The following is a 19,518-nucleotide window of genomic DNA, read 5'->3' as shown; positions in this document are numbered from 1 at the left end:
GCTCCTCTATGGCCCTTGCTGACCATATTTTATGTACTTTTCATGGCTTTTGGGCTTTATGCCTGAATCTGCTCGCTATTTCAATCAGCGAGCCGGAGAGACAACGTCTGATTAACAATTTGCAATGATTTCATTTGCAAAAAAGTCATCTGGAAGCCGCCTCGAAGGCTGATACTCGGGCCGAGACGCGCCGGGCTCGGTGTTGTACACTGAGCGACAGAATATGTGATTTTTGTACAAGGTGGATGTGTGGAATTACTTTTTCAGTATGGTCTGTTTCTGGCGAAAATCGTCACCGTTGTCGTTGCCATCGCCGTGGTGGCGGTGCTGATTGTTAATCTGTCGTCGCGTAAGCGGCAGCGCGGCGAGCTGCGGATCACCAACTTAAGCGAGCAGCACAAGGACATGCAGGAAGACTTAGCCGTGGCGCTGCTTGATGGCCCGCAGCAGAAGCTGTGGCAGAAAGCGCAGAAGAAAAAGCTGAAGCAGGAGGCGAAAGCCGCGAAGGCGAAGGCTAAACAGGGTGAGTCGTCAACATCCAGCAAGCCGCGCGCCTGGGTTCTGGATTTTAAAGGCAGCATGGACGCTCACGAAGTGGCCTCGCTGCGCGAAGAGATTACCGCCGTATTGACGGTTGCGACTCCGCAAGATCAGGTGGTGCTGCGTCTTGAAAGTCCTGGAGGGGTGGTGCACGGCTATGGTCTGGCGGCTTCCCAGCTACAGCGTATCCGCGATAAGCAAATCCCACTGACGGTGGCGGTGGATAAAGTCGCCGCCAGCGGCGGCTACATGATGGCCTGCGTGGCGAACAAAATTGTTGCGGCGCCGTTTGCGATCCTCGGTTCCATTGGCGTGGTGGCGCAGATCCCGAACCTGAACCGTTTTCTGAAAAATAAAGACATCGACGTAGAGCTGCATACCGCCGGCCAGTATAAGCGCACGCTGACTCTGCTGGGCGAGAACACCGAAGAAGGGCGACAGAAGTTCCGCGAAGAGCTCAACGAAACCCACCACTTATTTAAAGACTTCGTGAAAGCGATGCGTCCGTCGCTGGACATCGAACAGGTTGCCACCGGTGAACACTGGTACGGTTCGCTGGCGCAGGAAAAAGGGCTGGTGGATGAAGTGGGCACCAGCGATGAGCTGCTGCTGGGGCTGATGGCCGACCATGAAGTGGTGAACGTGCGCTACACTCAGCGTAAAAAAATGATGGATCGCTTTACCGGCAGTGCTGCAGAAAGCGCCGATCGTCTGATGATGCGCTGGTGGCAGCGTGGGCAGAAGCCGATGCTGTAAGAGGCCTCCGTCTGAAATGACGACGCCCGGTAAACATCGTTTACCGGGCGTTTTTGTTGGGGCTTAGGCCAGGGCCTTACGCTCAGTCAACCAGGTGATACTTTTCAGATAGCTCGTGGGCGAGATACTTGAACATATTAAACACGGCTGTGCTTTTCGGCGTCGGCAGGCCCTGTTCATCAAGGAAGTACTCTCCGCTGAAAACCAGCACGCCGTTACGCTGTTCAACGCCCGTTGCTTCAATTCCGGCCAGGGTATCTTCGTGCTCGCGGATAAGGCGATTAGCTTCAATCAGCAGCGTCTGACGATCGATAGGTTGGCTATTCTTTGACATATTCAACTCCTCAACATTCTCGCGCTAGTGTACGCCGGGAGGATGCTGTGGGCAAATATTCCCGACGTTTACCAGGGGCAATCATTTTATCGCAAAGTTGGCACGAATGGTGTTTGCATGCTAATAAAGTTGCGTAACGAATTTTATCAGGTACAGTGTGACGCTTTCGGCAATCTGGCAGCAGATTTGCTTGACATTCGACCAAATATTCTTCGTGCTATAGCACCTGACGAAAAAAAGTCTGTAAACTCAGCCGCCTGGCCGCTTGCCTCAAAAGCCGGTCAGTAAAGGGTTGATATCCATTGGCGTTGCCGCAACATACAAGGTTTGTCGCCAGTGGGATGTGGAACATGTGCGATGTATTCCTGGAAGAATCAAATTAGGTAAAGGTGAATATGGGTAAAGCTCTCGTTATCGTTGAGTCCCCGGCAAAAGCCAAAACGATCAATAAGTATCTGGGTAATGACTACGTGGTTAAGTCCAGCGTCGGTCATATCCGCGATTTGCCGACAAGTGGCTCAGCCGCCAAAAAGAGCGCTGACTCTACCTCCACCAAAACGGCCAAAAAGCCTAAAAAGGATGAACGAGGCGCGCTGGTTAACCGCATGGGCGTCGACCCATGGCATGACTGGGCGGCACACTATGAAGTGCTGCCAGGCAAAGAAAAGGTAGTTTCGGAACTCAAACAGCTGGCGGAAAAAGCCGACCACATCTATCTCGCAACCGACCTTGACCGCGAAGGGGAGGCCATTGCATGGCACCTGCGGGAAGTGATCGGTGGAGATGAAACGCGCTACAGCCGCGTGGTGTTTAACGAAATTACCAAGAATGCGATTCGTCAGGCTTTCGAAAAGCCGGGCGAACTGAATATCGACCGTGTTAACGCCCAGCAGGCGCGTCGCTTTATGGACCGCGTTGTGGGTTATATGGTCTCGCCGCTGCTGTGGAAAAAGATCGCCCGTGGTTTATCCGCCGGTCGCGTACAGTCCGTTGCGGTGCGCCTGGTCGTAGAGCGCGAGCGCGAAATTAAAGCCTTCGTTCCGGAAGAGTTCTGGGAAGTTGACGCCAGCACCACCACGCCGAGCGGCGATGCGCTGGCGCTGGAGGTAACCCATCAGGGTGACAAGCCGTTCCGTCCGGTAAACCGTGACGAAACCATGGCGGCGGTCAGCCTGCTGGAAAAAGCCAGCTATAGCGTGCTGGAACGTGAAGATAAGCCGACCAGCAGCAAGCCGGGTGCGCCGTTTATTACCTCCACGTTGCAGCAGGCGGCAAGCACCCGTCTGGGCTTTGGCGTGAAGAAAACCATGATGATGGCGCAGCGCCTGTATGAAGCGGGCTACATCACCTACATGCGTACCGACTCAACCAACCTGAGTCAGGATGCGGTCAACATGGTTCGCGACTATATCGGCGATAACTTCGGTAAAAAATATTTGCCGGAGAACCCGAACCAGTACGCCAGCAAAGAGAACTCGCAGGAAGCGCACGAAGCGATTCGTCCTTCCGACGTTTCCGTTCAGGCGGAAGCGCTGAAAGACATGGAAGCGGACGCGCAGAAGCTGTATCAGCTGATCTGGCGCCAGTTCGTGGCCTGTCAGATGACGCCGGCACAGTATGACTCCACCACGCTGACCGTGAAGGCCGGGGATTTCAAACTCAAAGCGCGCGGTCGTACGCTGCGCTTCGACGGCTGGACTAAAGTGATGCCAGCGCTGCGTAAAGGCGATGAAGACCGCACGCTGCCGATGGTCAACCAGGGCGATAAACTGAGCCTGGTTGAACTGACCCCGGCGCAGCACTTCACCAAACCGCCTGCGCGCTTTAGCGAAGCATCGCTGGTGAAAGAGCTGGAAAAACGCGGAATTGGCCGTCCGTCGACCTATGCGTCGATCATTTCGACCATTCAGGACCGCGGCTACGTGCGTACCGAAAACCGTCGTTTCTACGCGGAAAAAATGGGCGAGATCGTCACCGATCGTCTGGAAGAGAACTTCCGCGAGCTGATGAACTACGACTTTACCGCGCAGATGGAAGACCACCTCGACCGCGTGGCGAACCATGAAGCCGAGTGGAAGCAGGTGCTGGATCTGTTCTTTGGTGATTTCACCAAGCAGCTCGAAAAAGCTGAGAAACCGCCAGAAGAGGGCGGCATGCAGCCGAACGAGATGGTACTGACCAGCATCGACTGCCCGACCTGTGGCCGTAAGATGGGGATTCGTACCGCCAGCACCGGTGTGTTCCTCGGCTGTTCCGGCTACGCGCTGTCGCCGAAAGAACGCTGCAAAACCACCATTAACCTGGTGCCGGAAAACGAAGTCCTCAACGTGCTGGAAGGCGACGATGCCGAAACCAACGCGCTGCGCGCCAAACGTCGCTGCCAGAAATGCGGCACGGCGATGGACAGCTACCTGATCGATCCGAAGCGTAAGCTGCACGTTTGTGGTAACAACCCGACCTGCGACGGCTACGAGATTGAAGAAGGCGAGTTCCGCATCAAGGGCTATGACGGTCCGATCGTCGAGTGTGAAAAATGTGGTTCTGAGATGCACCTGAAAATGGGGCGTTTCGGTAAGTACATGGCCTGCACCAATGACGAATGTAAGAACACGCGTAAAATTCTGCGTAACGGTGAAGTGGCGCCGCCGAAGGAAGATCCGGTGCCGCTGCCGGAGCTGCCGTGCGAGAAGTCTGACGCCTATTTCGTGCTGCGTGATGGCGCCGCTGGGGTATTCCTGGCCGCTAACACCTTCCCGAAATCACGTGAAACTCGCGCACCGCTGGTGGAAGAACTGTTCCGCTTCCGCGACCGTCTGCCGGAGAAACTGCGCTACCTGGCCGACGCGCCGCAGCAGGATCCCGCGGGCAACAAAACGATGGTGCGTTTCAGCCGTAAAACCAAACAGCAGTACGTTGCCTCTGAAAAAGACGGCAAAGCGACGGGCTGGTCAGCGTTCTTCGTTGACGGTAAATGGGTCGAAGCGAAAAAGTAACGTTTTTCATCAAAACATCACAAAGGGCCGCATTGCGGCCCTTTTTTATAACCTCGTTATTATTTTTTGTTTCCATCTATACACACTTGCTATAAATGATATAGTGGTTATAGCCGATGCATTTCTTATGATTAAATCGTCTTTATGATCGATTTCTGAGTACAGACTGGATACAACCGCATGAAATTACAGCAGCTCCGCTATATCGTTGAGGTGGTAAACCATAACCTCAACGTCTCCTCTACCGCAGAAGGGTTATACACTTCACAGCCGGGTATCAGTAAGCAGGTCAGAATGCTGGAGGACGAGCTGGGTATTCAGATTTTCGCCCGTAGCGGTAAACATCTGACGCAGGTTACCCCCGCTGGACAGGAAATTATCCGCATTGCGCGAGAGGTGCTGTCGAAGGTTGACGCCATCAAGTCGGTTGCCGGGGAGCACACCTGGCCGGATAAAGGCTCGCTGTACGTGGCGACAACCCATACGCAGGCGCGCTATGCGCTGCCGGGCGTGATTAAAGGCTTCATTGAGCGCTATCCGCGCGTGTCCCTGCACATGCACCAGGGGTCGCCGACTCAGATTGCCGAGGCGGTCTCTAAGGGGAACGCTGACTTTGCTATTGCTACCGAAGCGCTGCATCTTTATGACGATTTAGTTATGCTGCCGTGCTATCACTGGAACCGTTCTATCGTGGTGACGCCGGAGCATCCGCTGGCGTCGAAAACGTCGGTCACCATTGAAGAGCTGGCGCAGTACCCGCTGGTCACTTACACCTTCGGCTTTACCGGCCGCTCTGAGCTGGATACGGCATTTAACCGCGCGGGCCTGACGCCGCGCATCGTCTTCACCGCTACCGATGCGGACGTGATTAAAACCTACGTGCGTCTGGGGCTCGGGGTGGGGGTGATTGCCAGCATGGCGGTCGATCCGATTTCCGACCCCGATCTGGTGAGGCTCGATGCGGACGGTATTTTCAGCCACAGCACCACTAAGATAGGTTTCCGTCGCAGCACCTTCCTGCGTAGTTATATGTATGATTTTTTTCAGCGTTTCGCCCCACATCTGACCCGAGATGTAGTGGATACAGCGGTTGCGCTGCGCTCGAATGAAGATATCGAGGCCATGTTTAAAGATATTAAGCTGCCTGAGAAGTAATCCGTAATGATTATCCGCCTTCAGCCCTTGAAGGCGGAAATGCTTATAATACTCCCCAATAATCCCCTGTTTTTTATGCTGTCATCCTGCAATTTCAAGAAATAAGAATTGTTTCTATTAGCCATTTAGCCACAAAAGTAGAAATAAATTTAAGGTAAGGCAAACTTCTTCGCGTAAATAACCCACGGCTGTCAAAAGATTAAATAAATCTCCGCCGCGGGTTCGTAAAATCGCTGGATCTTTGCTTAAAATTTACTTAGGATTTATCTCAATGATGATTAGTTGTAACAATTAATTGGTGTGAAAGTGATAAGTAATATCGATTGTGAGAGGGCGGTAATGACGTCAGAAAATAAAGCATCAGGCGTGAAACGTAAAGCCTGGCTGAGCGTGTTCCTCGGGTCTGCGCTGTTCTGGATTGTCATTGCGCTGCTGATCTGGAAATTCTGGGGCTGACATGCTGGCGTCCGAACGCGTTAAGCCGAAGAAACCTCGCGCCCCGTTGGTAGAGAAGCCGGCCCGCGATGATGAGAATAAGGTTAAGCTCCCTGAAGAATGGAAACTGACGCCGGAGCAAAAGGAATTTATCGAACTCTTCAATCAGGATGAGAATAAGAAACAATAACAATATAGCTGTTTTGCCGCCGTCCGATCCCTCCTGTTTACCAGCCTGCTATTCCCCTTAGCTCTTTATTACGTCCCATCGCTGTCCCTGAATAAGGCGTTGATCGCATTTGTCATTCCGAGCCCTTTTCCGGCGTGTTCGGGCCTGTGTGTTATCTTTAATAAGGACCCTAAGGAGTGTCTGAGTACCGCAATTCCCGCCATTTAAGGAGGAGCTATGTCGTCAACCCTACGAGAGGCCTGCAAGGAAACGCTACAGGTCGATAATAAAACGTACCACTACTACAGTTTAGCGCGCGCCGCTGAAGCCTTGGGCGATCTCTCCCGCCTGCCCAAATCACTCAAAGTCTTACTTGAAAACCTGCTGCGCTGGCAGGATGGCGACTCGGTTACCGCGCAGGATATTCAGGCGCTGGCCGGCTGGCTTCATGGTGCCCATGCGGACAGAGAAATTGCCTATCGCCCTGCGCGCGTGCTGATGCAGGATTTCACCGGCGTACCGGCGGTGGTGGACCTGGCCGCCATGCGTGAAGCGGTAAAACGGCTGGGCGGCGATACCCACGAGGTTAACCCGCTGTCGCCGGTCGACCTGGTGATTGACCACTCGGTGACGGTGGACCGCTTTGGCGATGATGAGGCGTTTGATGACAACGTCCGCCTCGAAATGGCGCGTAACCACGAACGTTATACCTTTTTGCGCTGGGGGCAGCAGGCCTTCAGCCGCTTCCGCGTCGTGCCGCCGGGCACCGGTATTTGCCACCAGGTCAACCTTGAGTACCTTGGCCAGGCGGTGTGGAGCGAACAGCAGGGCAATGAATGGGTTGCCTATCCCGACACGCTGGTCGGCACCGACTCGCATACCACGATGATTAATGGTCTGGGTGTTCTGGGCTGGGGCGTCGGGGGTATTGAAGCCGAAGCGGCGATGCTGGGGCAGCCGGTCTCCATGCTGATACCTGACGTGGTGGGCTTTAAGCTGACCGGTAAACTGCGTGAAGGCATTACGGCCACCGACCTGGTCCTGACCGTTACTCAGATGCTGCGTCAGCTTGGCGTCGTGGGTAAATTTGTCGAATTTTACGGCGATGGGCTCGACGCTTTGCCGCTGGCAGACCGTGCCACGATTGCCAATATGGCGCCGGAGTACGGCGCAACCTGTGGTTTTTTCCCGGTTGATGAGGTTACCCTTGGCTATATGCGGTTGAGCGGGCGTAGCGACGCGCAGGTCGCGCTGGTAGAAGCCTACGCCAAAGCGCAGGGGATGTGGCGACAGAGCGGAGACGAACCGGTATTCAGTCAGACGCTGGCGTTGGATATGGGCACTGTCGAAGCCAGCCTGGCTGGACCGAAGCGCCCGCAGGACCGCGTTGCGCTGGGCAGCGTACCGAAAGCCTTTAGCGCCGCGACGGAGCTCGAGGTTAACGGCGCGCCGCGTGCGAAACCGGCCGTTGGCTTCACGCTCGATGGTAAACAGCATGCGCTGCCGGAAGGGGCGGTGGTGATTGCGGCCATCACGTCGTGTACCAACACGTCCAATCCCAGTGTGCTGATGGCCGCCGGGCTGTTGGCGAAAAACGCCGTCGCGCGCGGCCTGAAGCCCAAACCCTGGGTCAAGGCCTCGTTGGCACCGGGATCGAAGGTGGTGTCCGAATATCTGGATTACGCCGGGCTGACGCCGTATCTCGACCAGTTGGGCTTTAATCTTGTCGGCTATGGCTGTACAACCTGTATCGGCAACTCCGGCCCGCTACCGGAACCGATTGAGCACGCGATCAGGCAGGGCGACTTAACCGTTGGGGCGGTGCTCTCCGGTAACCGTAACTTTGAAGGGCGTATTCATCCGCTGGTGAAAACCAACTGGCTGGCTTCTCCGCCGCTGGTGGTGGCCTATGCGCTGGCGGGCACCATGACGGTTGACCTGACGCAGGAGCCGCTTGGGGAGGATAGCCTGGGTAACACGGTATATCTGAAGGATATCTGGCCGAGCAGCGCTGAGATTGCGCATGCGGTGCAGCAGGTGTCGACCGATATGTTCCATAAGGAGTATGCAGAAGTGTTCGCGGGGACGCCGGAGTGGAAGGCCATCAGCGTGCCTGCCTCTGATACCTATGGCTGGCAGGCGAATTCAACCTACATCCGGCTGTCGCCGTTCTTTGATGAGATGGGCGTAACGCCCGATCCGGTTGAGGATATCCACGGTGCTCGCGTGCTGGCCATGCTCGGCGATTCGGTGACGACCGACCATATCTCCCCTGCGGGCAGTATCAAGGCCGATAGCCCCGCTGGCTGCTATTTGCAGGAGAACGGCGTCGCCAGCCGCGACTTCAACTCCTACGGCTCACGCCGCGGTAACCATCTGGTCATGATGCGCGGGACGTTCGCCAACATCCGTATCCGCAATGAGATGGTGCCTGGCGTTGAAGGGGGAATGACGCGACTGCTGCCGGGCAACGACGTGATGTCTATCTATGACGCGGCCATGCAGTATCAGGCCCAGGGAACGCCGCTGGCGGTGATTGCCGGTAAAGAGTACGGCTCAGGATCCAGCCGCGACTGGGCGGCAAAGGGCCCGCGTCTGCTGGGCGTTCGGGTCGTTATTGCCGAATCGTTTGAACGTATTCACCGCTCGAATCTGATCGGTATGGGCATTCTGCCGCTGGAGTTCCCGCAGGGCGAAACACGCAAAACGCTGCAGTTGACCGGCGAAGAGCGGATTGATATCGGCGGGTTACAGCAACTGAAGCCCGGCGCAACTATTCCGGTGCTGTTCACCCGCGCGGACGGTCAGCAGCAAACCGTGCCGTGCCGTTGCCGAATTGATACGGCAACCGAGCTGACCTACTACCAGAACGACGGCATTTTGCATTATGTGATTCGCAATATGCTGCATTAAAAAAAGGGGGCCGGTGACGGCCCCCAAAACGGACGATTGCAAAAGGGAAAACGGACCCGGCATGTTGAACAGCATCATTAATGCGTTCATGCTCTACACCACTAGGGAAGGTGCGAATAAGCGGGGAAATTCTTCTCGGCTGACTCAGCCATTTCATTTCTTCATGTTTGAGCCGATTTTTTCTCCCGTAAATGCCTTGAATCAGCCTATTTAGACCGTTTCTTCGCCATTTAAGGCGTTATTCCCAGTTTTTAGTGAGATCTCTCCCACTGACGTATCATTTGGTCCGCCCGAAACAGGTTGGCCAGCGTGAATAACATCGCCAGTTGGTTATCGTTTTTCAGCAACCCCTTGTATCTGGCTTTCACGAAGCCGAACTGTCGCTTGATGATGCGAAATGGGTGCTCCACCTTGGCCCGGATGCTGGCTTTCATGTATTCGATGTTGATGGCCGTTTTGTTCTTGCGTGGATGCTGTTTCAAGGTTCTTACCTTGCCGGGGCGCTCGGCGATCAGCCAGTCCACATCCACCTCGGCCAGCTCCTCGCGCTGTGGCGCCCCTTGGTAGCCGGCATCGGCTGAGACAAATTGCTCCTCTCCATGAAGCAGATTACCCAGCTGATTGAGGTCATGCTCGTTGGCCGCGGTGGTGACCAGGCTGTGGGTCAGGCCACTCTTGGCATCGACACCAATGTGGGCCTTCATGCCAAAGTGCCACTGATTGCCTTTCTTGGTCTGATGCATCTCCGGATCGCGTTGCTGCTCTTTGTTCTTGGTCGAGCTGGGTGCCTCAATGATGGTGGCATCGACCAAGGTGCCTTGAGTCATCATGACGCCTGCTTCGGCCAGCCAGCGATTGATGGTCTTGAACAATTGGCGGGCCAGTTGATGCTGCTCCAGCAGGTGGCGGAAATTCATGATGGTGGTGCGGTCAGGCAAGGCGCTATCCAGGGATAACCGGGCAAACAGACGCATGGAGGCGATTTCGTACAGAGCATCTTCCATCGCGCCATCGCTCAGGTTGTACCAATGCTGCATGCAGTGAATGCGTAGCATGGTTTCCAGCGGATAAGGTCGCCGGCCATTACCAGCCTTGGGGTAAAACGGCTCGATGACTTCCACCATGTTTTGCCATGGCAGAATCTGCTCCATGCGGGACAAGAAAATCTCTTTTCTGGTCTGACGGCGCTTACTGCTGAATTCACTGTCGGCGAAGGTGAGTTGATGACTCATGATGAACCCTGTTCCATGGCTCCAGATGACAAACATGATCTCATATCAGGGACTTGTTCGCACCTTCCTTAGGTCTGGCATGGATCTCGCCCTACATAATAGGGTTACTGGTGTTTACCGCATTCCCCTTTGTATCATCGTTCCTATTGAGTTTTACTCAATACGATCTGATGAGCCCGCCGCAGTTTACCGGTATTGAAAACTACCGGTATATGCTGACGGAGGATGGTCTGTTCTGGAAGTCCCTTGGGGTGACCTTTGCATACGTTTTTGTCACGATTCCCCTCAAGCTCGCGTTTTCGCTGTGCATTGCCTTCGTGCTTAACTTTAAGCTGCGTGGCATCGGTTTTTTTCGCACGGCTTATTACATTCCCTCGATCCTCGGCAGTTCGGTCGCGATTGCGGTGCTGTGGCGAGCGCTGTTCGCCATTGATGGGCTGCTGAACAGCTTTATTGGCGTATTTGGCGTTGACCCGATTAACTGGCTTGGGGAGCCGCCTTTAGCGCTGCTCTCGGTCACGCTGCTGAGCGTATGGCAGTTTGGTTCGTCGATGGTGATCTTTCTCGCTGCATTGCAAAACGTCCCGCAGTCGCAATATGAAGCGGCGATGATCGACGGTGCGACAAAATGGCAGATGTTTTTGAAAATCACGGTGCCGCTGATTACCCCGGTTATCTTCTTTAACTTCATTATGCAAACCAGCGGTGCCTTTCAGGAATTTACCGCGCCGTATGTTATCACCGGCGGCGGCCCAACGTATTACACCTACCTGTTCTCGCTGTACATCTATGATACCGCCTTTAAATACTTCGATATGGGCTATGGCGCTGCGCTAGCGTGGGTGCTGTTCCTGGTCGTGGCTACCTTCGCCTTACTTGCCTTTAAATCGTCGAAATACTGGGTGTTTTATTCTGCCGATAAGGGAGGCAAAAATGAGTGAACTGACCCACCAGACCCCTTCGGAAATGGCAGCCGCGCGCGAGGTTGCACGTACGCTGCGGCGTGAAAAGATCAGCCGCAACATCCGTTATACCATCCTGATGCTGGTGGGGCTGCTGATGCTTTACCCGCTGGCGTGGATGTTCTCAGCCGCGTTTAAACCGAACCATGAAATCTTCACCACGCTGAGTCTGTGGCCTTCACACGCCACCTGGGACGGCTTTATTAACGGCTGGAAGACCGGTACGGAATATCACTTCGGTCATTACATGCTCAACACCTTCAAGTACGTGATCCCGAAAGTTATTCTGACCATTATCTCCTCGACCATCGTGGCCTACGGTTTTGCCCGTTTTGACATCCCAGGGAAGAAATTCTGGTTTGCAACCCTGATTGCCACCATGCTGCTGCCGAGCACCGTGCTGTTGATTCCTCAGTACCTGATGTTCCGCGAAATGGGCATGCTCAACAGCTATCTGCCGTTGTATCTGCCCACCGCATTCGCCACTCAGGGGTTCTTCGTCTTTATGCTGATTCAGTTCCTGCGCGGCGTGCCGCGTGACATGGAAGAAGCCGCGCAGATTGACGGCTGTAACTCCATTCAGGTGCTGTGGTATGTGCTGGTGCCGATTCTGAAGCCGGCGATCATCTCCGTGGCCCTGTTCCAGTTTATGTGGTCGATGAACGACTTTATCGGTCCGCTGATCTACGTCTACAGCGTGGATAAGTACCCGATCGCCCTGGCGTTGAAAATGTCTATCGACGTCACCGAAGGCGCGCCGTGGAACGAAATTCTGGCTATGGCAAGTATCTCCATTCTGCCTTCGATCATTGTCTTCTTCCTGGCGCAGCGTTACTTCGTCCAGGGTGTCTCCAGTAGCGGAATTAAAGGTTAAAAGGAAAATATCATGGCTGAAGTGATTTTTAACAAACTGGAAAAGGTGTACTCCAACGGCTTCAAAGCGGTGCATGGTATCGACCTGAAAATCGCCGAAGGCGAATTCATGGTGATCGTCGGGCCATCCGGCTGCGCTAAATCGACGACCCTGCGCATGCTGGCAGGGCTTGAAACCATCAGCGGCGGCGAAATTCGCATTGGTGACAAGGTGGTGAATAACCTCGCGCCGAAAGCGCGCGGCATCGCGATGGTGTTCCAGAACTATGCGTTGTACCCGCACATGACCGTGCGTGAAAACCTGGCGTTCGGCCTGAAGCTGAGCAAAATGCCGAAAGAGCAGATTGCGGCCCAGGTGAACGAAGCCGCCAAAATCCTCGAGCTGGAAGAGCTGCTGGACCGTCTGCCGCGACAGCTCTCCGGTGGGCAGGCGCAGCGTGTGGCCGTGGGCCGCGCGATTGTGAAAAAGCCGGACGTGTTCCTGTTTGATGAACCGCTGTCTAACCTTGACGCTAAGCTGCGTGCGTCGATGCGCATCCGTATTTCTGACCTGCATAAACAGCTCAAACAATCGGGTAAGCCGGCGACCACCGTTTACGTCACCCACGATCAAACCGAAGCAATGACCATGGGCGACCGCATCTGCGTGATGAAGCTGGGTCATATTATGCAGGTCGATACCCCGGACAACCTCTATCACTATCCACATAATATGTTTGTTGCCGGGTTTATCGGCGCGCCGGAGATGAACATCAAACCGGCGAAAATACTGAAAAAAGCGGACGGGCTGCACGTGACCGTCGGCCACGATACGCTGCCGCTGAGCGCCCAGCAGCAGCGTAAAGTCGTCGGCCACATCGACAAAGACGTGTTCTTCGGCATTCGCCCTGAATATGTTGCGGTATCAGTCCGTCCGTTCGCGGAAGGCGGCGGTAGGGGCACGCTGATCCGTGCGGAAAATATGGGCCATGAGTTCTTCCTCTATCTGCAGGTAGGGGAGTTTGAAATGACGGCGCGAATACCGTCAGACGATGCGAAAGAGATCCTTGACGCCGGTCTTCACCGCCCGGTTTGGTTTTGCTTTGATATGGAGAAATGTCACATCTTTGATGCGCAGAGCGAGCTGAATATTTCGCTGTAGGGTGGGGGACGGTCGCCGTTCAGGAACGTAACGGCGACCGCAAATATTACTTAGTCAGCAAATGCCCCATCTTGGCCGCTTTGGTGTCAAGATAGTGGGCATTTTTCGGGTTACGGCCAACGATCAGCGGCACGCGTTCCACGATATTGATTCCCGCTTCGGTCAGAATTTCGACCTTCTTCGGGTTGTTGGTCAGCAGACGCACCGCGTCAACGCCCAGCAGCTTGAACATATCGGCGCACAGGGTGAAGTCGCGCTCATCGGCGGCAAAGCCGAGCTGGTGGTTGGCTTCTACGGTATCGTAGCCCTGATCCTGCAGCGCATAGGCACGAATTTTATTCAGTAGACCAATGTTGCGACCCTCCTGGCGATGATACAGCAGGATCCCACGGCCTTCTTCCGCGATGTGCGACAGCGCGGCTTCAAGCTGGAAACCACAGTCACAGCGCAGGCTGAATAGCGCATCGCCGGTCAAACATTCAGAGTGTACCCGCGACAGCACCGGCGTTTGCCCGGTAATATCACCAAAAACCAGCGCGACGTGGTCGTGCCCGGTTGCCAGTTCTTCAAAGCCCACCATCAGGAAATCGCCCCAGGGGGTTGGCAGTTTGGCTTCTGCCACACGTTTAAGCTGCATGTGATTCTCCAGATTATGTCAGCGCCAACGACGCCTTCTGTTTTCCTTATTTTGCCACAACGTGCTTTACTTCACCTAATCGTGCGCGGGCGACCGCCGTTAAAGCGCACAAAATTGACACTTTATTGGGTTTCCACACTGTGACATCGCTGAAAAAAGGAAGAAAAATGCCGACCATTGCCACGCGAACCCTTATTGGAGCCGCCATACTTTTACTGATGCCGCTCGCGGTGTGGATAACCGGCTGGCAGTGGCTTCCGGGGCCGAGCGGCTGGGGGCTCAAGGCGCTATACGCGGTAACGGAAACGGTCACTCAGCCCTGGGGGATTATCACCCATCTGCTGCTATGCGGCCTGTTTGTCTGGGCGCTGCGCCCGCGTCCGCGTGGCGCGATTGTGCTGGTGTTGATTCTGAGTGCAGCGGTTGTGCTGGGGCAGGGGGCAAAATCGCTGGTGAAGGGCATGGTGCAGGAACCCCGGCCGTTTGTGGTCTGGTTGGAAAAAACGCAGCAAATCCCGGTTGAGCAGTTCTACACTTTAAAACGGAGCGAACGCTCGGCGTTGGTCAAAGAGCAGCTGGCGCAACAGCGTGATATTCCCGGTTTTTTACGCCATCACTGGCAAAAAGAGACCGGTTTTGCGTTCCCGTCAGGACACACCATGTTTGCCGCAACCTGGGCTCTGCTGGCCGCCGGGCTGCTGTGGGCGCGGCGTCGCGCGATTGCGGTAGCGCTGATGATGGCCTGGGCGATTGCCGTGATGGGCAGCCGTCTGCTGTTAGGGATGCACTGGCCGCTGGATTTGATGGTGGCCACCGTCATGTCGTGGGTGCTGGCGACGCTCGCCGGCTGGCTCGCCGTGAGGTACTGTGGGCTGCTGGAAAAAGAGACATAAAAACAGGGCGCGAAGCGATGAAAAGGGGAAAAGGGTTGATTTCCTTCGTTGTCACCCATAGATCCTGGTCTTACAGAACGCTTTTCCATTTCGTCGCCGCGGTGAAGATGTTATTTTATAAGGCTGGATGCTGTGTTAACACTGCAGAAGCCGCATAACGGGAAGTCATGTGAAATACTTACTCATATTCTTATTAGTGTTAGCGATTTTCGTCATTTCAGTGACGCTGGGTGCGCAAAACGATCAGCTTGTGACCTTCAACTATCTGCTGGCACAGGGTGAATTCAGAATTTCGACGCTGCTTGCGGTGCTGTTTGCCGTTGGCTTCGCCATTGGTTGGCTGGTTTGTGGCCTGTTCTGGCTGCGTGTGCGCGTGTCGCTGATGCGTGCGGAACGTAAAATCAAACGACTGGAACATCAACTTGCCCCAGAGACGGCCCCAGCGGTAACGCCGGCGGCAGCGGCGGCGAAGGAATAATTATCTATGCTGGAGTTGTTGTTTCTGCTTTTGCCTGTCGCCGCCGCCTATGGCTGGTATATGGGCCGCAGAAGTGCGCAACAGTCCAAACAGGACGAAGCGAACCGCCTGTCGCGTGACTACGTGGCAGGGGTCAACTTTCTTTTAAGCAATCAGCAGGATAAAGCGGTTGACCTGTTCCTCGACATGCTGAAAGAGGACACCGGCACCGTGGAAGCGCACCTGACGCTGGGCAACTTGTTCCGTTCGCGCGGCGAGGTTGACCGGGCTATCCGCATTCACCAGACGCTGATGGAAAGCGCCTCCTTAACTTACGACCAGCGTCTGCTGGCGGTGCAGCAGCTTGGCCGCGACTATATGGCCGCCGGGCTGTACGACCGCGCCGAAGATATGTTCAGCCAGCTGGTCGACGAAACCGATTTTCGCATTAGCGCGTTGCAGCAGCTGTTGCAAATTTATCAGGCTACCAGCGACTGGCAGAAGGCGATTGATACCGCCGAGCGGCTGGTCAAACTGGGTAAAGACAAACACCGCGGCGAAATTGCCCACTTCTGGTGTGAACTGGCGCTTCAGCAGATGGGCAACGACGAGCTGGATAAAGCCCTGTCGTTACTCAAGCGCGGCGCGGCGGCCGATCCGTCCAGCGCCCGTGTCTCCATTATGATGGGCCGCGCGTGGATGGCGAAAGGCGACTACGCCAAAGCCATGGACAGCCTGCTGCGGGTGATTAACCAGGATAAAGAACTGGTTAGCGAAACCCTCGAGATGCTGCAAACCTGCTATCACCAGTTGGGCAAAGACAAAGAGTGGGAACCGTTCCTGCAGCGTTGCGTGGAAGAAAACACCGGCGCAGCGGCCGAACTGATGCTCGCGCAGGTCGTGGAGCAGAGCAAAGGCAGCGACGCGGCGCAAACCTACGTTACGCGCCAGCTCCAGCGTCACCCGACGATGCGCGTGTTCCATAAGCTGATGGACTACCACCTCAACGAGGCGGAAGAAGGGCGCGCGAAAGAGAGCCTGATGGTACTGCGCGACATGGTTGGCGAACAGGTGCGCAGCAAGCCGCGCTACCGCTGCCAGAAGTGCGGCTTCACCGCTTATACGCTTTACTGGCACTGCCCGTCGTGCCGGGCATGGTCAACCATAAAACCAATTCGCGGCCTTGATGGGCAGTAATTGTAAAAAAACGCCCTCCTTAGTTACAACATACTTTAATTTCCCCACCGTTGCCGCCTCTGCCATTGTGCCTGCTGGGTCACGCAGGTAGAATGCTGCCCGTTTACCTTTTCTGCACCGCGCGTGCCCATCAACAAGAAGGTCCAGTCATGTCCGTTGCTTCATCTTCTTCTCGTATCGTCACATCCTCTCCCGTTGTTGTTGCTCTCGACTATGATAATCGCGATAAGGCGCTCGCCTTCGTTGACCGTATCGATCCGCGCGACTGCCGCCTGAAGGTCGGCAAGGAGATGTTCACGCTGTTTGGCCCACAGCTGGTGCGTGATTTACAGCAGCGCGGTTTTGATATTTTCCTCGACCTGAAGTTTCACGATATCCCAAACACCACCGCCCACGCGGTGGCGGCAGCAGCCGATCTCGGCGTGTGGATGGTGAACGTCCACGCTTCAGGCGGCGCGCGCATGATGACCGCCGCGCGTGAAGCGCTGGTGCCGTTTGGCCACGATGCGCCGCTGCTGATTGCGGTCACCGTGCTCACCAGCATGGAGTCCAGCGACTTACAGGATCTGGGCATCGCGCTGACCCCGGCCGACTACGCGGCTAAGCTGGCGACGCTGACCAAGAACTGCGGGCTGGACGGCGTGGTATGCTCGGCGCAGGAAGCGGTACGCTTTAAGCAGGAGCTGGGACAAGCGTTTAAGCTGGTGACGCCGGGTATTCGTCCGGCTGGCAGCGCGGCGGGCGATCAGCGTCGTATTATGACGCCGGAACAGGCGCTGGCGGCGGGCGTGGACTATATGGTGATTGGTCGTCCGGTGACGCAGTCCGACAATCCGGCACAAACTCTGCGTGATATTAACGCATCGTTAAATCTGGGGGCGTAATGAGCGAGACGAACAGCCGTCTGGTTTACTCAACGGAAACCGGGCGTATTGACGAACCGAAAGTTGTCGCAGCGCGTCCGAAAGGCGATGGTATTGTGCGTATACAGCGCCAAATCAGCGGGCGTAAAGGGAAGGGCGTGTGCCTGATTACCGGCATCGATCTGGATGACGATGCGCTGGCAAAGCTGGCCGCCGAACTGAAGAAAAAATGCGGCTGTGGCGGTGCGGTGAAGGACGGCGTGATTGAAATTCAGGGCGATAAACGTGACCTGCTGAAATCACTGCTGGAAGCGAAAGGCATGAAGGTGAAGCTGGCGGGAGGCTGAGTAGCCTCCATGAAAAGGGCCCCGATTTTCATCGGAGCCCTGCAATTCTGCGTGCGACTTACTTGCCAACCTGATGGCCGATAATCCCGCCAACCGCCGCGCCACCCAGCGTACCCAGGGCGCTGCCGTCCGTTAATACTGCGCCACCGATGGCACCTGCACCGGCACCCAGCGCGGTGTTACGGTCACGTTTAGACCAGTTAGAACATGCGCTCAGCGACATGACCAGTGTTACTGCTACCATCGCGGCAGCCATTTTTTTGCTCATTGAAGTCATTTTGTTTCTCCTGAATGTTTCTATTCACGGAAGCGCTACCGTCATTATAGACATCGCAGGCGGTCCTCTCCCGTAAAGCTTGTTGCGCAGGTTGTAAATTTTGCTGCTAAAAGTCACGCAAGTGATAGTTACTTCCTGTTATATCGCTAACATTAATTTTACGGTTTTGTGATGTTGTAGACAGGTAAAAACTCTTAATTCCGTGGTCGGAAAAATCTCATAGCGAGGCGGGGGCGGGAAAGGGAAACAACCCGACGCGGTGCGCATCGGGTCAAGGCGTTACGGGCGTTTAACGATGTTCACGGTCAGACCCGTTTGCTCAAGCTGAAGCTGCTTTTCGGTGGTCAGATTATCGTCGGTGATCACCCGGTTGAATGCGCTCATCGGGCCGAGCGCGTAAGGGTGAATCGCACCGAATTTCGAGCTGTCGCTAAGTACAATCGCCTCGCTGCCTTTTTCCAGCACGGCGTTGACGATATCGGCACGCATCATATCGCGGCCGGTAAAGCCAGTCTCTGGCTGCCAGCCGTCAATGCCGATAAACGCCTTACTGAAATGCACCTGCTGAATATACTGACGCGTCAGTGGGCCGACCATACTCTCGCTTTTTTTCTGGTAAATGCCGCCCAGCAGAATCACTTCTCCCGGCGTCTCTTTGAGCAGATGGGCAATATAGCTGCTGACCGTAATAATGGTGATATCCGCCTGAGTTGCCAGCGCGCGCGCGAGCAGGGCGTTGCTGCTGCCGTTTTCGATAAATACGGTTTCACCCGGACGAACCAGCGAAGCGGCAAACTCTGCCAGCTCACGCTTGAGGGCGAAGTTGTTCATCATGCGCGTTTCGACGTCTTCGCTGTCCAGCGGCACCGCATAGCCGTGGGTACGGCGCAGGTAGCTCTGTTTTTCCAGCAGGTTCAGGTCCTGACGAATCGTCACTTCCGATACGCCGGTCATTTTCGCCAGATCGGCGACGCTCATACGGCCTTTATCAATGACCAGTTGGAGAATAGTTTGCTGTCGGGCGTTCATAATAAATCGATTAATTTCTCTATGCTAAGGCGTCCGTTACGCGATGGCAGGGCAAATGGCGTCAGATTTCCCACGGGGATTTAGGCTGACCTGTTTTGGCATCGCGTTCATCTGCGGCATACGCCAGCAGCTCGGCTTTTAATATTTCCAGATTATTGATGGCGGAGTGGGTATCGCCGCCGACCAGAATATCCAATACGGTATCAATACGTTGGGCAACCTGGCGCGCATCGAGCTCGGACATGGTGGGATCCTGTTAATAAATTCGATTGAAATCAATGATGCAAAATTTACAGACAAAAGAGAAGTGAAAAA

General features: G+C 55.1%; 20 protein-coding genes. 14 read left to right on the top strand and 6 right to left on the bottom strand.

Annotated elements, in window-relative coordinates; genetic code table 11:
- Window positions 1-249: 249 nt before the first annotated feature.
- A complete protein-coding gene (gene sohB, locus H7R56_RS13905) occupies window positions 250-1,296 on the top strand; it encodes a protease SohB (protein ID WP_106929039.1) in 1,047 nt (348 codons plus the stop codon).
- A gap of 82 nt (window positions 1,297-1,378) precedes the next feature.
- Here sohB and H7R56_RS13900 read toward each other — a convergent pair whose 3' ends face one another.
- The gene (locus H7R56_RS13900) at window positions 1,379-1,630 is read right to left on the bottom strand and encodes a YciN family protein (RefSeq protein WP_106929037.1); all 252 of its coding nucleotides are present in this window, start codon (window positions 1,628-1,630) and stop codon (window positions 1,379-1,381) included.
- A 395-nt stretch (window positions 1,631-2,025) separates the two neighbouring features.
- Here H7R56_RS13900 and topA point away from each other — a divergent pair, with 395 nt between their 5' ends.
- The 5 genes from topA to acnA all read left to right on the top strand — a co-directional run bounded on the left by topA (window position 2,026) and on the right by acnA (window position 9,295).
- Complete coding sequence (gene topA / locus H7R56_RS13895; RefSeq protein WP_106929035.1) at window positions 2,026-4,623, top strand: type I DNA topoisomerase; 2,598 nt, start codon at window positions 2,026-2,028, stop codon at window positions 4,621-4,623.
- Window positions 4,624-4,803: 180 nt separating this feature from the next.
- Complete coding sequence (cysB, locus tag H7R56_RS13890; protein WP_182928281.1) at window positions 4,804-5,778, top strand: HTH-type transcriptional regulator CysB; 975 nt, start codon at window positions 4,804-4,806, stop codon at window positions 5,776-5,778.
- Between the two features lie 339 nt (window positions 5,779-6,117).
- A complete protein-coding gene (locus H7R56_RS13885) occupies window positions 6,118-6,234 on the top strand; it encodes a YmiA family putative membrane protein (protein WP_106929033.1) in 117 nt (38 codons plus the stop codon).
- 1 nt (window position 6,235) lies between these two features.
- A complete protein-coding gene (locus H7R56_RS13880) occupies window positions 6,236-6,403 on the top strand; it encodes a hypothetical protein (protein ID WP_181358024.1) in 168 nt (55 codons plus the stop codon).
- A 216-nt stretch (window positions 6,404-6,619) separates the two neighbouring features.
- A complete protein-coding gene (gene acnA, locus H7R56_RS13875; protein WP_106929031.1) occupies window positions 6,620-9,295 on the top strand; it encodes an aconitate hydratase AcnA in 2,676 nt (891 codons plus the stop codon).
- A gap of 251 nt (window positions 9,296-9,546) precedes the next feature.
- Here the strand turns inward: acnA and H7R56_RS13870 are convergent, their stop codons facing one another.
- Window positions 9,547-10,527, bottom strand: coding sequence for an IS5-like element IS5 family transposase (locus tag H7R56_RS13870; RefSeq protein WP_000019402.1), 981 nt, complete (start codon window positions 10,525-10,527; stop codon window positions 9,547-9,549).
- Between the two features lie 170 nt (window positions 10,528-10,697).
- Between H7R56_RS13870 and H7R56_RS13865 the strand changes: the two genes are divergently transcribed.
- The 3 genes from H7R56_RS13865 to H7R56_RS13855 are packed head-to-tail and all read left to right on the top strand — an operon-like array spanning window position 10,698 to window position 13,503.
- The gene (locus H7R56_RS13865) at window positions 10,698-11,468 is read left to right on the top strand and encodes a carbohydrate ABC transporter permease (RefSeq protein ID WP_227674716.1); all 771 of its coding nucleotides are present in this window, start codon (window positions 10,698-10,700) and stop codon (window positions 11,466-11,468) included.
- The gene (locus H7R56_RS13860; RefSeq protein WP_106929025.1) at window positions 11,461-12,363 is read left to right on the top strand and encodes a carbohydrate ABC transporter permease; all 903 of its coding nucleotides are present in this window, start codon (window positions 11,461-11,463) and stop codon (window positions 12,361-12,363) included. Before H7R56_RS13865 ends, H7R56_RS13860 begins: the two co-directional genes overlap by 8 nt.
- A 12-nt stretch (window positions 12,364-12,375) precedes the next feature.
- The gene (locus tag H7R56_RS13855; protein ID WP_106929023.1) at window positions 12,376-13,503 is read left to right on the top strand and encodes an ABC transporter ATP-binding protein; all 1,128 of its coding nucleotides are present in this window, start codon (window positions 12,376-12,378) and stop codon (window positions 13,501-13,503) included.
- A gap of 46 nt (window positions 13,504-13,549) precedes the next feature.
- Here H7R56_RS13855 and ribA read toward each other — a convergent pair whose 3' ends face one another.
- Window positions 13,550-14,140 (bottom strand): GTP cyclohydrolase II, encoded by a 591-nt coding sequence (gene ribA / locus H7R56_RS13850; protein WP_106929021.1) that lies wholly within the window; start codon window positions 14,138-14,140, stop codon window positions 13,550-13,552.
- Window positions 14,141-14,307: 167 nt separating this feature from the next.
- On the opposite strand from ribA, the gene pgpB reads away from it, so the two are divergent.
- The 5 genes from pgpB to yciH all read left to right on the top strand — a co-directional run bounded on the left by pgpB (window position 14,308) and on the right by yciH (window position 17,897).
- Window positions 14,308-15,033 (top strand): phosphatidylglycerophosphatase B, encoded by a 726-nt coding sequence (gene pgpB, locus H7R56_RS13845; protein WP_182928279.1) that lies wholly within the window; start codon window positions 14,308-14,310, stop codon window positions 15,031-15,033.
- A 169-nt stretch (window positions 15,034-15,202) separates the two neighbouring features.
- Complete coding sequence (locus tag H7R56_RS13840; RefSeq protein ID WP_106929017.1) at window positions 15,203-15,511, top strand: LapA family protein; 309 nt, start codon at window positions 15,203-15,205, stop codon at window positions 15,509-15,511.
- Between the two features lie 6 nt (window positions 15,512-15,517).
- Entirely contained in the window at window positions 15,518-16,687 is a 1,170-nt protein-coding gene (gene lapB / locus H7R56_RS13835; RefSeq protein WP_106929014.1) for a lipopolysaccharide assembly protein LapB, read from the top strand.
- 149 nt (window positions 16,688-16,836) lie between these two features.
- A complete protein-coding gene (gene pyrF / locus H7R56_RS13830) occupies window positions 16,837-17,571 on the top strand; it encodes an orotidine-5'-phosphate decarboxylase (protein WP_181358023.1) in 735 nt (244 codons plus the stop codon).
- Window positions 17,571-17,897 (top strand): stress response translation initiation inhibitor YciH, encoded by a 327-nt coding sequence (gene yciH / locus H7R56_RS13825; protein WP_106929011.1) that lies wholly within the window; start codon window positions 17,571-17,573, stop codon window positions 17,895-17,897. Before pyrF ends, yciH begins: the two co-directional genes overlap by 1 nt.
- A gap of 58 nt (window positions 17,898-17,955) precedes the next feature.
- On the opposite strand, the gene osmB is transcribed toward yciH, so the two are convergent.
- The 3 genes from osmB to H7R56_RS13810 form a co-directional block, all read right to left on the bottom strand.
- Window positions 17,956-18,174 carry an osmotically-inducible lipoprotein OsmB gene (gene osmB, locus H7R56_RS13820; protein WP_064545993.1) on the bottom strand — a complete coding sequence of 73 codons (219 nt, stop codon included), beginning with the start codon at window positions 18,172-18,174 and terminating at the stop codon, window positions 17,956-17,958.
- 279 nt (window positions 18,175-18,453) lie between these two features.
- Window positions 18,454-19,203 (bottom strand): DNA-binding transcriptional regulator YciT, encoded by a 750-nt coding sequence (locus H7R56_RS13815; RefSeq protein WP_106929009.1) that lies wholly within the window; start codon window positions 19,201-19,203, stop codon window positions 18,454-18,456.
- A gap of 61 nt (window positions 19,204-19,264) precedes the next feature.
- Window positions 19,265-19,447, bottom strand: coding sequence for a YciZ family protein (locus H7R56_RS13810; protein ID WP_106929007.1), 183 nt, complete (start codon window positions 19,445-19,447; stop codon window positions 19,265-19,267).
- Window positions 19,448-19,518: the final 71 nt, after the last annotated feature.

Origin of the sequence: Klebsiella sp. WP3-W18-ESBL-02, from assembly GCF_014168815.1 — a bacterium.
Taxonomy (GTDB): Bacteria; Pseudomonadota; Gammaproteobacteria; order Enterobacterales; family Enterobacteriaceae; genus Kluyvera; species Kluyvera ascorbata_B.
This window is presented reverse-complemented; position numbering and strand designations above follow the sequence as displayed.

Bases quoted from the DNA above. Each gene is read 5' to 3' on its own strand.
- H7R56_RS13900 (WP_106929037.1), bottom strand. From the start codon at position 1,630: ATGTCAAAGAATAGCCAACCTATCGATCGTCAGACGCTGCTGATTGAA.
- topA (WP_106929035.1), top strand. From the start codon at position 2,026: ATGGGTAAAGCTCTCGTTATCGTTGAGTCCCCGGCAAAAGCCAAAACG.
- cysB (WP_182928281.1), top strand. From the start codon at position 4,804: ATGAAATTACAGCAGCTCCGCTATATCGTTGAGGTGGTAAACCATAAC.
- H7R56_RS13885 (WP_106929033.1), top strand. From the start codon at position 6,118: ATGACGTCAGAAAATAAAGCATCAGGCGTGAAACGTAAAGCCTGGCTG.
- H7R56_RS13880 (WP_181358024.1), top strand. From the start codon at position 6,236: ATGCTGGCGTCCGAACGCGTTAAGCCGAAGAAACCTCGCGCCCCGTTG.
- acnA (WP_106929031.1), top strand. From the start codon at position 6,620: ATGTCGTCAACCCTACGAGAGGCCTGCAAGGAAACGCTACAGGTCGAT.
- H7R56_RS13870 (WP_000019402.1), bottom strand. From the start codon at position 10,527: ATGAGTCATCAACTCACCTTCGCCGACAGTGAATTCAGCAGTAAGCGC.
- H7R56_RS13865 (WP_227674716.1), top strand. From the start codon at position 10,698: ATGAGCCCGCCGCAGTTTACCGGTATTGAAAACTACCGGTATATGCTG.
- H7R56_RS13860 (WP_106929025.1), top strand. From the start codon at position 11,461: ATGAGTGAACTGACCCACCAGACCCCTTCGGAAATGGCAGCCGCGCGC.
- H7R56_RS13855 (WP_106929023.1), top strand. From the start codon at position 12,376: ATGGCTGAAGTGATTTTTAACAAACTGGAAAAGGTGTACTCCAACGGC.
- ribA (WP_106929021.1), bottom strand. From the start codon at position 14,140: ATGCAGCTTAAACGTGTGGCAGAAGCCAAACTGCCAACCCCCTGGGGC.
- pgpB (WP_182928279.1), top strand. From the start codon at position 14,308: ATGCCGACCATTGCCACGCGAACCCTTATTGGAGCCGCCATACTTTTA.
- lapB (WP_106929014.1), top strand. From the start codon at position 15,518: ATGCTGGAGTTGTTGTTTCTGCTTTTGCCTGTCGCCGCCGCCTATGGC.
- pyrF (WP_181358023.1), top strand. From the start codon at position 16,837: ATGTCCGTTGCTTCATCTTCTTCTCGTATCGTCACATCCTCTCCCGTT.
- yciH (WP_106929011.1), top strand. From the start codon at position 17,571: ATGAGCGAGACGAACAGCCGTCTGGTTTACTCAACGGAAACCGGGCGT.
- osmB (WP_064545993.1), bottom strand. From the start codon at position 18,174: ATGACTTCAATGAGCAAAAAAATGGCTGCCGCGATGGTAGCAGTAACA.
- H7R56_RS13815 (WP_106929009.1), bottom strand. From the start codon at position 19,203: ATGAACGCCCGACAGCAAACTATTCTCCAACTGGTCATTGATAAAGGC.
- H7R56_RS13810 (WP_106929007.1), bottom strand. From the start codon at position 19,447: ATGTCCGAGCTCGATGCGCGCCAGGTTGCCCAACGTATTGATACCGTA.